The organism is Pseudoclavibacter sp. RFBB5 (genome assembly GCF_002931555.1).
Classification (GTDB): domain Bacteria; phylum Actinomycetota; class Actinomycetes; order Actinomycetales; family Microbacteriaceae; genus Pseudoclavibacter.
The window spans coordinates 206052-218282 of the sequence record NZ_PSTZ01000003.1; the positions used below are offsets into that span (position 1 = coordinate 206052).

The following is a 12231-nucleotide window of genomic DNA, read 5'->3' on the forward strand; positions in this document are numbered from 1 at the left end:
AGAGATCGCGGACGGCTCTGAGGTCGCTGCCTGGTTGCGCGCAGCGCGATGAGACCTACGGCTGCAGGCGGTTCGGGCCGCGGAACAGGTACGTGACCTCGCGCAGCGTCGTCTGGTGCAGCATCAGCATCAGAATGCGCGCGAAGCCCATGCCGAACCCGCCGTGGGGCGGTGCTCCGTAGCGGAAGAAGTCGAGGTAGAAGCCGAGCTCGTCGACCTCCATGCCCTTCTGCTTCGCCTGCTCCTCGAGCACGTCCACACGGTGCTCGCGCTGGGCGCCCGTCGAGATCTCGACGCCGTTCCAGATGAGGTCGTAGCTCTTCGTGAGCGACTCGTCGCCCTCGTGGCGCATGTGGTAGAACGGGCGGATCGATGCCGGGTAGTCCGTGAGGAACACGAACTCGTGGCCGAACGTCTCCTGCACGTGCGCCGCGATCTGACGCTCACCCTCGGGGTCGAGGTCGAGGTCGTTGCGCTCCAGCTTGTGGCCACGCGCCTCGACGATCTCGCGAGCTTCGAGCAGCGGGATGCGCGGGAACGGCAGCGACGGAACGACGATGTCGACGTCGAAGAGCGCCTTGATCTCCTCGCCGTGCGCATCCTTGACCGCCTGCAGGCCAGCAACCATGAGCTGCTCCTGCATCTGCATGACGTCCTCGTGCGACTCGATCCAGCTCACCTCGGCGTCGATGCCGGTGAACTCGGTCGCGTGGCGCGACGTGAAGGAGGGGTCGGCTCGGAACACGGGCCCGATCTCGAAGATCTTCCCGAGGCCCGAGCTCATCGCCATCTGCTTGAAGAACTGAGGGCTCTGCGCGAGGTACGCGCTCGTCTCGAAGTAGTCGACCTTGAAGAGCTCCGCCTTCGACTCGGACGCCGACGCCATGAGTTTCGGCGTGAAGAGCTCGACGTAGCCGTTCTCCACCCAGTACGTGCGGAACGCGTGCGCGAACGTCGTCTGGATGCGGAAGATGAGGGCGTTGCGCGGGATGCGCAGGTCGAGGAAGCGCCAGTCGAGGCGCTTGTCGATCGACGTGTCCTCGGCGATGGGTGTCTCGGGGAGCGCGGCGGTCTCGACGACGATCTCGTCGACCTTGACCTCGAGCCCGCCGAGCTTCACGCGCTCGTCGGCCTTCTTCTGGCCGCGCACGGAGATGAAGCTGCCCTGCGCGAGCGCGGAGATCGTGTCGGAGATCGCCTCACGGCCCTCGGCACGCGGGTTCACGAGCTGCACGGCGCCGCTCTCGTCACGGAGGACGACGAACTGCACCTTCTTCTGGTCTCGAACCGTATCGACCCACCCCTGCACAAGCACGGGGCCGTCTTCGAGCGTGGAAAGGGAGGAGATGAGGGCGCGATCAGTCACCGGTCAAGGGTACCCGAGGCGCACGTGCGTGCGAGCGGGAAGAGAACAAGGCACGGCTTGGGTCGCGGATGCGCATCCTGTGCCTGAGTGTCGGTGGCGGTTCGTAGACTGGATTGCATGGCGGCACAGCGAATCCACCTCGTCCGCCACGGCGAGGTCGAAAACCCCAACGGGCTCCTCTACGGGCGGCTCCCAGGCTTCGGGCTCTCGGAGCTCGGCGCCCGCATGGCGCGCGTGACCGCAGAAGACCTGCACGCCCGTGCCGTACCGGCGACCCGACTCGTCGTCTCTCCGCTGCAGAGGACCCGCGAGTCTGCGGCGCCCATCGCCGAGCTGTTCGGGCTCGAACCGGTCATCGACGAGCGGGTCATCGAACCCACGAACGCGTTCGAGGGCAGGCGCATGACGGGCAAGTACGGCGCGCTGCGTCGCCCAGGATCGTGGCCGAAGCTCGTCAACCCGCTGCGTCCCAGCTGGGGGGAGGCGTACAAGTCCATCGTCGCCCGCATGCGCGAGGCGGTGCTCGACGGCGCAGAGCTCGCTGACGGCGGCGATGTTATCGTGGTCTCTCACCAGCTGCCGATCTGGATGGTGCACCGAGCGCTCTCGAAAGAGCCGCTCCCGCACAACCCGAAGCACCGGCGGTGCTCGCTCTCGAGCATCACGACGCTGGAGTACCACCCCGCAACCGGCTTCGTGGAAGCCGACTACCGCGAACCGGCGGCGCAGGAACTCAGCGCCGCCACCGATGAGGGAGCCGTGTGACCATCCGCTCAGAGAGCGTGAAGATGTCGCGCTCTGCCCGACCCCTCCGCGTCGCGTTCGCCTCGTTGGGTGTTGCGACGATGCTCCTGCTGGCCGCGTGCGCCCCGAGCGAAGACCTCGCCGATCAGGCACGCGACGCTGGAGCAGGCACCGTGGCGAGCGACGGCAGCTACGAGATCTTCCCAGCGGAAGAGCGCCAGGCGCCGATCGAATTCGGTGGCATCACCGAGTTCGGCGACGAGCTGTCGAGCGAGGACCTCGCAGGGTCGGTCACCGTTGTGAACTTCTGGTACGCGGCGTGCCCACCGTGCCGCCTCGAAGCGCCCGATCTGCAGGCGCTGTGGGAAGAGCACGAAGGCGACGGCGTCGAGTTCGTCGGCGTGAACATCTACGACCAGGCCGCGACGGCCAAGGCGTTCGCCGAGACGCAGGGCATCACCTACCCGTCGATCCTCGACGTCGACGACGCGAGCGTCCGCCTCGCCTTCGCGGACAACGTGCCACCTCAGGCCATTCCGTCGACGCTCGTGCTCGACGCCGAGGGCCGCGTGGCGTCGGTCATCCGAGGCCCCATCGACCCGTCGATCCTCGGCTCGATGATCACCGACACCCTCGCCGAGAGCAGCAAGTGACCACTGCCCTCTTCGCTGCATCCGCACTGACCGCCATCGCACCCGGCAACGCGGTCGGCGAGACGATCGTGAGCGGGCAGCTGCTCCTCGCGATCCCCCTCGCCCTCCTCGCGGGCCTCATCTCCTTCGCGTCTCCGTGCGTGCTCCCGGTCGTCCCCGGGTACCTCGGGCTCGTCGGGGCTGTCGCTCAGGATGCGCCAGCCAAGACCACCTCGCGCACCCCGATCGGAGCAGTGGCCGCAGGGGGCACCGGAGGAGGCGCGGCTTCTGCTGCAGCAGCGGTGGGCGGTGGCTCGAGCACAGGCTCCTCCGCAGCGTCGACCGCGCCCGCGAAGCCCTCCCTCGTCACCCGCCTCACCACCGGTCGAGGCCGGGTCGCGTTCGGCGCGACCCTGTTCGTGCTCGGGTTCTCCGTCATCTACGTGCTCTCCGGCGCAGCGTTCGGGCAGATCGGCATCTGGCTGATCCAGTACCAGGGCGCAGTCATGCGGGTGCTCGGCGCGATCGTCATCCTCATGGGTGTCGTCTTCATCGGCCAGGTGTCGTTCATGCAGCGCACCGCGCGCCTGAAGTTCGCCCCATCCGGGTTGCTGGGTGCACCGCTGCTCGGCGTGGTCTTCGGCATCGGGTGGACCCCGTGCCTCGGCCCGACGCTCGCCGCGATCATGGCCCTCGGGGCGCAGACGGCCTCCCCGTCCAGGGGCGCCCTGCTCGCGTTCTTCTACTGCGTCGGGCTCGGCCTGCCGTTCATCCTCATCGCACTCGGGCTCGGCCGCGTGACCACGGGAGTCAACTGGCTCCGCAAGCACATCCGAACCATCAACCTGATTGGCGGAGGCCTCCTCATCGTCCTTGGATTCCTGATGCTCATCGGCGTCTGGCAGCAGATCATGTTCGCGTTCGCCGCGACGCTCCCCGGTTATGTCGCGCCCCTCTGATCATTTCGACGCGGGCAAGGACGGCTTCGAAGCCCGCGATCGGCAGCCGAAGAAGACCGCATCCGGAGCCGCGGGCGCGACGACGTCCAACAGGCCGGGCGGCGTCAAGAAGCCCGGCCGTGCGTCCGCCCTCGTCGCTTGGCTGCGCACCGCCTGGCGTCAGCTCACGAGCATGCGCACCGCGCTCCTGCTGCTTCTGCTCCTCGCGATCGCGGCCGTACCTGGCTCGCTCGTGCCGCAGCGCTCGAGCGACCCGAACGGCGTCATCGTCTACCAGGACACGTACCCCGAGATCGCTCCGTTCCTCGACGACATCGGCATGTTCGACGTCTACAGCTCGCCGTGGTTCACCGCCATCTACCTGCTGCTGTTCGTCTCGCTCATCGGCTGCATCATCCCGCGCATCAAGCACCACTGGGACGCGCTGCGCTCGAAGCCCCCGAAGACCCCGGCGCGCCTCTCGCGGCTCGACGCCTACTCGACGCAGGTGCTCGACGCCTCTCTCGACCCGAAGCGCGGTGCCGTCATCGACGAAGCCGCCAAGGTGCTGCGCGACAAGAGGTACCGCACGGTCATCTTCGACGACGGCAGGCGCGGGGTCTCGGTCTCCGCGGAGCGCGGGTACATGCGCGAGACCGGCAACCTGGTGTTCCACTCCGCCATGGTCGGCATCATCGTCGCGGTCGGCATCGGCGGCGGCTACACCTGGTCAGGGCAGCGGGTGCTCGTCGAAGGCCAGACCTTCGTGAACGGGCTCGTCAGCTACTCGTCGTTCAACCCTGGCCGCTTCTTCACCCCGGACGCGCTCGCGCCGTTCTCCATGCGCCTCGACTCCTTCGACATCACGTACGAGGAAGAGAACCAGAACGCCATCGGGCAGGCCACCGACTACGCGGCGAACGTGACCGTCAACACACCGGGCGGCGAAGCCAGAAGCGAGACCGTCCGCGTCAACGACCCCCTTCGCTTCGCGGGCACCGACAGCTACCTCCTCGGCAACGGGTACGCCCCGGAGATCACCGTGCGAGACCCAGACGGCAACGCCGTGTTCTCAGACTTCGTGCCGTTCCTTCCGCAGGACTCCTTCCTCACCTCCATGGGCGTCGTGAAGGTGCCGGATGGACTCGACGAGCAGATCGGCATGCTCGGCTTCTTCTACCCGTCGGCGGTGGAGCTCGAGTCGGGTGCCCTCACCTCCAACCACCCCGACCTTCGCGACCCGATGCTGACGCTCAACGTCTACTCGGGCGACCTCGGCCTCGACGAAGGGGTGCCAAGGTCCGTCTACACGCTCGACACCGATACGCTCACACCGATCGCTGCCCGTGATCTCGACGTCAAGCCCATCGAGCTGCGCCCCGGGGAGACGGCCGAGCTCCCGAACGGTCTCGGCACCATCGAACTCGGCGAGGTTCCCCGCTACGCCTCGTTCGACGTGCACGACGACCCGACGCAGATCCCGGTCCTCATCTTCGCGGTGCTCATCATCGGCGGGCTCTTCACGTCACTGCTCGTGCCACGGCGCCGCCTGTGGGTGAAGGCCACCACGCGCGCCGACGGCACCGTGCTCGTCGAGTACGCGGGCCTCGCCCGCGGCGACGACCCGCAGCTGGCAGCGGCCGTCAACGATCTCCTCGACCTGCACACGAGAAAAATCGTAGGCTTAGCCGAACCCGCGTCGCCGGCCCGCGACGCTTCGGGCTCTCAACGAACAGAGCCCACCCAAAGCTCAGAACCCGGCGCCGGCAACCAAGGTGCGGCGCTCGCCTCTTCTCCCACTCAGGAAGCTCCATGATCGAAACGCTGTCCAGCTGGTCGAACCTGCTCCTCTACATCGCCATGGCGGTCTACGCGGTCGCGTTCATCGCGTTCTCCCTGGATCTGGCGGGACGCAGCGCGCGGGCCGCCGAACGCACCGAGCGGCAGTCCGCCGTCGGAGCGACCGCCGCGCGTCGCAACGCACTCGTCGGCGCGGCCGCCGGTTCGGCGGGCGCGAGCACGTACGACACAGCAGCGCGCGAGCGAGAGATGGCGGAACCGGCCAGCTACACGACGGAGGATCCCTCGAGCTCCGTCTCGCTCGCATCCACTCGCACCGAATCGGGTGATGCCTGGCGCGACACGAGGGCGACCCCGTCGCTTCGGATCGCCATGTGGCTCACGGTCGCGGCCTTCCTCGTGCACCTCGCGGCCACGGTCCTTCGCGGCATCGCCGCCGACCGTGTGCCCTGGTCGAACATGTTCGAGTACTCGATGACCTCGACGCTGCTCATCGTGCTCGTCTTCCTGCTCGCCCGCTTCTGGGCGGACGTGCGCTTCCTCGGCACCTTCATCACGGGCTTCACCGTCATCACGCTCGGCATCGCCACGCTCGGCTTCTACGTCGACGTCGTGCCGCTCGCACCCGCACTCCAGTCGGTGTGGCTCGTCATCCACGTGTTCGTCGCCTCCCTCGCGACCGGGTGCCTCGCCATCGGTGCCGGCCTGAGCGTCGCGCAGCTCCTGCAGACGCGTCGCGTCGCCCGCGTGCGCGCCGGTCTCCCGTCGCGGCTCAAGCTCCTCTCGGCGCTGCCGGATGCGGTGCGCCTCGAGAACCTCGCCTACCGCATCAACATCGTCGGCTTCATCCTCTGGACCTTCACCCTCATGGCTGGTGCAGTCTGGGCGGAACGCGCCTGGGGTCGCTACTGGGGGTGGGACACCAAGGAGGTGTGGACCTTCATCATCTGGGTGGTCTACGCCGGCTACATCCACGCCCGCGCGACGCGCGGCTGGCGCGGTTCACCCTCGGCGTGGCTGGCCATCGCCGGGTTCGCCACAGTCATGTTCAACTTCGGTGTCGTCAACGTCTTCTTCAAGGGGCTGCACGCCTACTCGGGCCTGTAGGCCCGCGAGCCCTCAGGCCGACCTCCGGCCGAGGTCAGGCCGAAGCGGCGAGCAGCGCGTGGCAGCGACTGATGCGGGCGCGCCACCAGTCCTGACGCGGGGCCGGGGACGCGAGGCGGTCGAGCGCTGCTTCGTCGATCGTCACCGGGGCAAGCGGGATGCGCCCGGCGCGTGGGCGGAGTGGTTCCGCCACGACGTCGTCCGCAAGGAGCGACGCCGTGCCGAGACCGGCATCGTGCCTCGGCTCGGGGAGGGCCGCGACGAGCTGTGCGCCCATCGCGATGCCGACGGACGAGTCGAGGGCACTCGACACCGTGGCCGGGAGCCCCGTCGCGCGTACGATCTCGGCGGCGCGGCGAACGCCTCCCAGGGGCTGCATCTTCACGACGATGACGTCGGCCGCACCGAGACGCGCGACCTCGAGCGGGTCCTCGGCCTTGCGGATGGACTCGTCGGCGGCGATCGGCACGGCGATTCCCTCGCCAGCGAGGCGCCCCCGAAGCTGCACGAGCTCCACGGCGGTCGAGCAGGGCTGCTCCGCGTATTCGAGGTCGAAGCGCGAGAGCGAGCGGAGCGCTCGGACTGCCTCGTCGACCGACCAGCCGCCGTTCGCGTCGATGCGCAGCCGTGCGTCGGCGCCCAGTCGCTCGCGTACCCCTCGCACCCTGGCGACGTCGTCGGCGAGCACCTGCCCGCGCTCCGCGACTTTGATCTTCGCCGTGCGGCAGCCGTCGAAGCGCGCGAGCACGCTGTCGAGCTTCGACGTCTCGACGGCGGGCACGGTCGCGTTGACCCACACCTCCCCGTCAGAGCGCCGGGGCAAGGAAGCGTCGAAGCCGAACTCGAGGGCCGCGCGCAGCCAGTTCGCGGCCTCCGCGTCTTCGTACTCGAGGAACGGCGAGAACTCGCTCCAGGCTTGGGTGCCACGGATGATCGCGGCCTCCCGCGCATCCACGCCCCGGAAACGCGTCACCAGGGGGAGCGTCACGATGTGCGTGCGAGCGAGGAGCTCGTCCAGGTCGGGCAGCTGCATGGGCTCATTCTCTCGCGCTTCTCGACGGCTGGCGCGGCGGTCACTGGTCCGAGCCGCAGCTGCTGGCTCGTGCCGCTGTCGCGCCGGACGGGAACAAGCGGCCGAGCTGGGTGCGATCCGTCCGGATCGCGCTAGGCTGAGGCATCGATCCGTCACACCGGACGCGAAACCCTTATGTCTACGAATCTCTCCAGCCCCGCACCTCGCTTCAGCCCTCCGCCGGCTGACGAGGACTTCGACGACGGCCTCCTCGGCCCGGCGCCGGTGGCACGACAGCCCGCGCGCTCTGTGTCGGTCGTCGGCAAGCCTGGATACGACAAGCCCCAGCACCGGCATGGCACGCTCGTCCAGCGCACCTGGTACGAGATCGCGTTCAACCCGCGCCGTTGGTCGGCAGGGCACTGGGCGCTGCTCGGTGTGCTCATCACGGTACTCGCGGACGTGTTCGTGTTCTTCTACGCGTCGAACCTGTTCGGCATCGACCGCAAGTTCGAGATCGAGATGTGGCTGCTCACGGCGGGAATCGCCGGATTCCTGACGATCGCTCTGGCGCTCTGGGGCATCATCTTCAACAGCGCGAGGGGGGCTGCGATCTTCGCGCTCATCCTCGGCTTGCCGTTCGGTGCGCCGCCCGCGTGGCTGGTCGGCAACACGCTGGTCCAGCTCATCGCAAACGGCGGCACGCTGCCCGTTGCGCCGCCTCTCTGGTAGTTCCTGACGGAGCCGGGCCCTGTTCGGCCGACAGCCGTCTGGTCACGGCCGCGAGTCGGTTAGCGTTGGGGCATGACTGCCTTCGTCTCCGAACTCTTCGACGCCGAGCGCTGGCGCACCGTCCCGGGCTTCGAGGAGCTCACCGACCTCACGTATCACCTGGATGTCACGGGGCGCATCGCCCGTGTCGCCTTCAACCGGCCTGAGGTCCGCAACGCGTTCAGGCCGCAGACGGTCGACGAGCTGGCGCGGGCGCTCGATGACGCGCGCATGAACCCACGCGTCGGCGTGGTGCTGCTGACCGGCAACGGGCCGAGCCCGAAGGACGGCGGCTGGGCGTTCTGCTCGGGCGGCGACCAGCGCATCCGCGGTCGCGACGGGTACAAGTACGCCGACGGTGAGACGCGCGACACGATCGACGCGGCCCGCAACGGGCGCCTGCACATCCTCGAGGTGCAGCGCCTCATCCGCTTCATGCCGAAGGTCGTCATCGCGGTCGTCCCGGGGTGGGCGGCCGGCGGCGGGCACTCCCTGCATGTGGTGTGCGACCTGTCGATCGCGTCGCGCGAGCACGCGAAGTTCAAGCAGACGGATGCGGACGTCGGGTCGTTCGACGCCGGCTACGGCTCCGCGTACTTCGCGAAGCAGGTCGGGCAGAAGTTCGCGCGCGAGGTGTTCTTCCTCGCGGAGGAGTACTCGGCGGATCGGGCCATGGAGATGGGCACCGTGAACCGGGTGGTGCCGCACGTGGAGCTCGAGGTCGAGGCTGTGCGCATGGCGGAGACGATCCTGACGAAGTCGCCGACGGCGATCCGCATGCTGAAGTTCGCGTTCAACGCGGTCGATGACGGCCTCGTGGGCCAGCAGGTGTTCGCCGGCGAGGCGACTCGCCTCGCTTACGGAACCGATGAGGCCGTCGAAGGTCGCGACTCGTTCCTCGAGAAGCGCGAGCCTGACTGGTCGCCGTTCCCGTGGCAGTTCTAGCACCCGCCGGCCGGCGCGGTTCGGCGGTGGGGTCCTCGCGATGACGGCCGCACCATCGGACGGCGCAGGCCTGCGGCGGCTTGTTCGGGTGGATGCGCGCGACCCGGACGCGGTCACCGCGGCGCTCAACCGGGCCTTGGATGGCGGGGGTCCGGCCGTTCTGCCGACGACAGGCCCTTCGCAATCCTCACGCGCCTCGGCAGCCACGCCCGGTCTGGACGCCGACCGTCCCGACGACGATGTCCTCCAGCGCGTCCCGGACGACGTGGTGCTCGTCATCGAGACGAGCGGCTCGACGGCTGAGCCGAAACGGGTCATGCTCGCGGAGAGCGCACTGCGCGCGTCCGCGGCGGCCACGTACGCCAGGTTCGATGAGCTCTTCGGCGCCCCCGGTCAGCGAGCCGATCCCACGCGACAGTGGCTGCTGACGTTGCCGGCCTCCTACGTCGCGGGCGCCCAGGTGCTCATGCGTTCGATCATCGCTGGAACTGAGCCTGTTGTGCTGGGCGATGAGCATTTCACCGCCGAGGGCTTCGCGCGCGCGGCGGGTGAGCTGACCGCCGAGCGGCGGTACGTGTCGCTCGTCCCGGCACAGCTCGTGCGGCTGCTCGACGCCGCCGAAGCCGAGCTGGGCGCTGGTCCGATCGCGGGCGCCGTCGCGCGCTTCGACGCGATCCTCGTCGGCGGGCAGGCGCTGCCACCAGCCCTCCGGTCGCGGGCGGGGGAGCTCGGCTGGAACCTCGCGACGAGCTACGGCTCGAGCGAGACGAGCGGCGGCAGCCTCTACAACGGGGAGCCGCTCGACGGAGTCAAGGTGCGCATCCGCGACGACGAGGTGCAGCTGGCGGGCCCCGTGCTCTGCGCCGGCTACCTCGGTGACCCGCGCCGGACCGCGGAGGCGTTCGTCGAGGACGACGGGGTGCGCTGGTACCGCACGAGCGACGGCGGCCGCTTCGAGATCGACGAGGCCACGGGCCGCGAACGACTCGTGGTGACGGGTCGACTCGACAACGTCATCGTCTCCGGTGGCGAGAAGGTGCTGCTCGACCGGGTCGAGGGCATCGTGCGCCGCCTGCCCGGCCTGGAGGGGGCCGTTGTCGTCGCCGCGCCGTCCGAGCAGTGGGGGCAGGTGCCCGCGCTGGTGGTGGAGACGTCCGCGTGGGCGCCCGACGCGTCCCAGCCTGGCGTCGCGGCGACGTTGCTGGATGCGCGTGAGCTCGCAGCCGACGAGCGCTGGCGCTCCATCCGCGAGGCGACGGCGGCCGCCGGCCGTGCGGCTCGTCCGGCGCTCCTTGTGGTCGCGCGCAGCATCCCGCTCCTGCCCAGTGGGAAGCCGGACCGTCGATCGCTGGAGGACCTGGTCGCGCGGCTCGCCCACGGAGGTGCCGACGAGGCCTGAGCCTGTCGCCGATGCCGGCCGTCGGCGGCTGCACCATGCGCTGCACCATGATGGTGCTGCACAGCGGCCGGACGTCGAACCTGAGGGGGTTCGATCAGCCCAGGTCGCGGCGAACGACGGCCCTGCGCTCTGCGGAGTCAGGCCTCGGGGGCGTGCTTGTGTGTGCGGTTGGCGGCGGCCGATCGTCGTCGGACGAAGATTGCCGTGCCGATTCCGGCTCCGAGCAGGACCAGCACGCCGACGATGACCAGTGGCGCGGCCGGCGCGGCCGGTGCCGGGGCCGTCGGCTGGGCGGTGGCGGTCGCACTGGCCGCGGGAGTCGGCGCGGTCGCCTCTGGCGTGCCGGGCTCGAAGATCGCCTGCAGCTCGGCCCCGACGGCCTCCGCCAGGTAGGCGACGCCGGCCTCGTTGGGATGGAGTGCGCCGAGCTTGAGGGATGCGCCGGGTGTGGTCGGCGTTCCCTCGCCGGGTTCCAGCGTGATGCCGTTCATGTACGGGTCCGTGGTCGTGCAGGCGGAGTGGGCGGCCGTCGCCTCGAGGGTGGAGATGAAGGTGGCGCCGATGGCCTCGGCCGCCGTCTGTATGGCCGCGTCGAGGCGCACTTCCGTCTCATGCAGGTATGCGGTGTCGACGTCGGTGAACGGGAAGGAGTTCTCCGGGTAGCCCGCCGAGGTGAAGGCTGGGGAGAAGCAGCCGCCGACCGGCGTGTTCGTGGGGTCCGGGGTGATGGCGGGGTACCCGACGACGACGATCTCGGCGTTGGGTGCCTTCTCGGTGATGAGGGCGAACGTCGAAGCCAGAGCAGGGGCGACCAGCGAGTCGATGCGGTCCTTCAAGGTGTCGACTTCGACGCCTCCTCCGCTGACGACGTACTTCGAACGGCAGTTGGGCGTGGTCTGATCGGCGACGAGGGGCCCGAGGGAGCTCGCTGCGATGCACGAGGCGGCGATGTCCGAGAACTGCAGGTCGTTGCCGCCGATTGACAGGGTGACGATCTCGGTCGTGGCGGACAGGCTCGCCGACTGCACTGGTGCGCTCGCCCCAGCCCCGGTGACCTGCTCGACATCGCGGATGTCGGCGGTGACGGCGCCGCTGCACGTGCGGTCGTCGAGGGTCAGGCCGAGCGAGTCGGCGATGCGGTGCGGGTAGTTCGCGAGCGCCTGGAAGCAGCCGGCGGCGGGCTCCTCGCTGAACGGCACGAGCCCGAAGCCGGCCGAGTACGAGTCGCCCAAGGCGATGTACTCACGCCCCTGCGTGCCTCCGTTTACCGTCGGATCGCCGAGGGGCGCCGCGAGGGCCCCGGGGGCCACGAGGAGGGCGATACCTGCGGCCGCGAGGCAGACGGCCGCCGCGCGAACGCGTGATCGGGAAGTCATGGATCTCCTGTGGAGCGGACGTCGTGCGGGGGATGGGAGGTGATGGTCTCATAGTGCCACCGTGACGCTGGCCGGGAACGGGATGGCGAGCTCGCTTCTCGGGGCCGCGAACCGTCGTCGCAGGGATGCGGGCCGCGCGCC

11 protein-coding genes are annotated in these 12231 nt (G+C 69.3%); 8 read left to right on the forward strand and 3 right to left on the reverse strand.

From position 1 onward, the window contains the following. Positions 1–55: 55 nt before the first annotated feature. Positions 56–1366, reverse strand: coding sequence for an aspartate--tRNA(Asn) ligase (gene aspS / locus C5B97_RS04240; protein ID WP_104310882.1), 1311 nt, complete (start codon positions 1364–1366; stop codon positions 56–58). 117 nt (positions 1367–1483) lie between these two features. On the opposite strand from aspS, the gene C5B97_RS04245 reads away from it, so the two are divergent. From C5B97_RS04245 to ccsB, 5 genes are read left to right on the forward strand one after another with little or no spacing between them, the layout of a single operon-like run. Continuing rightward, a complete protein-coding gene (locus tag C5B97_RS04245) occupies positions 1484–2131 on the forward strand; it encodes a histidine phosphatase family protein (RefSeq protein WP_104310883.1) in 648 nt (215 codons plus the stop codon). Then, complete coding sequence (locus tag C5B97_RS04250) at positions 2128–2763, forward strand: TlpA disulfide reductase family protein (RefSeq protein WP_258067938.1); 636 nt, start codon at positions 2128–2130, stop codon at positions 2761–2763. Before C5B97_RS04245 ends, C5B97_RS04250 begins: the two co-directional genes overlap by 4 nt. Positions 2764–2798: 35 nt before the next feature. Next, the gene (locus C5B97_RS04255; protein WP_104310975.1) at positions 2799–3701 is read left to right on the forward strand and encodes a cytochrome c biogenesis CcdA family protein; all 903 of its coding nucleotides are present in this window, start codon (positions 2799–2801) and stop codon (positions 3699–3701) included. Further along, positions 3685–5496, forward strand: a complete 1812-nt coding sequence (locus tag C5B97_RS04260; protein WP_104310884.1) for a cytochrome c biogenesis protein ResB — start codon at positions 3685–3687, stop codon at positions 5494–5496. Before C5B97_RS04255 ends, C5B97_RS04260 begins: the two co-directional genes overlap by 17 nt. Beyond that, positions 5493–6587 carry a c-type cytochrome biogenesis protein CcsB gene (gene ccsB / locus C5B97_RS04265; protein WP_104310885.1) on the forward strand — a complete coding sequence of 365 codons (1095 nt, stop codon included), beginning with the start codon at positions 5493–5495 and terminating at the stop codon, positions 6585–6587. Before C5B97_RS04260 ends, ccsB begins: the two co-directional genes overlap by 4 nt. A 34-nt stretch (positions 6588–6621) precedes the next feature. Here the strand turns inward: ccsB and C5B97_RS04270 are convergent, their stop codons facing one another. After that, positions 6622–7620 carry an o-succinylbenzoate synthase gene (locus C5B97_RS04270; RefSeq protein ID WP_104310886.1) on the reverse strand — a complete coding sequence of 333 codons (999 nt, stop codon included), beginning with the start codon at positions 7618–7620 and terminating at the stop codon, positions 6622–6624. A 174-nt stretch (positions 7621–7794) separates the two neighbouring features. On the opposite strand from C5B97_RS04270, the gene C5B97_RS04275 reads away from it, so the two are divergent. The 3 genes from C5B97_RS04275 to C5B97_RS04285 all read left to right on the forward strand — a co-directional run bounded on the left by C5B97_RS04275 (position 7795) and on the right by C5B97_RS04285 (position 10714). Then, complete coding sequence (locus tag C5B97_RS04275) at positions 7795–8331, forward strand: hypothetical protein (RefSeq protein WP_104310887.1); 537 nt, start codon at positions 7795–7797, stop codon at positions 8329–8331. 72 nt (positions 8332–8403) lie between these two features. Then, a complete protein-coding gene (locus C5B97_RS04280) occupies positions 8404–9315 on the forward strand; it encodes a 1,4-dihydroxy-2-naphthoyl-CoA synthase (protein ID WP_104310888.1) in 912 nt (303 codons plus the stop codon). A gap of 40 nt (positions 9316–9355) precedes the next feature. Continuing rightward, on the forward strand, positions 9356–10714 hold the full coding sequence (locus tag C5B97_RS04285; RefSeq protein ID WP_104310889.1) for an AMP-binding protein: 1359 nt from the start codon (positions 9356–9358) through the stop codon (positions 10712–10714). Between the two features lie 137 nt (positions 10715–10851). Here the strand turns inward: C5B97_RS04285 and C5B97_RS04290 are convergent, their stop codons facing one another. After that, positions 10852–12090, reverse strand: a complete 1239-nt coding sequence (locus C5B97_RS04290; RefSeq protein ID WP_104310890.1) for an SGNH/GDSL hydrolase family protein — start codon at positions 12088–12090, stop codon at positions 10852–10854. Positions 12091–12231 lie beyond the last annotated feature (141 nt).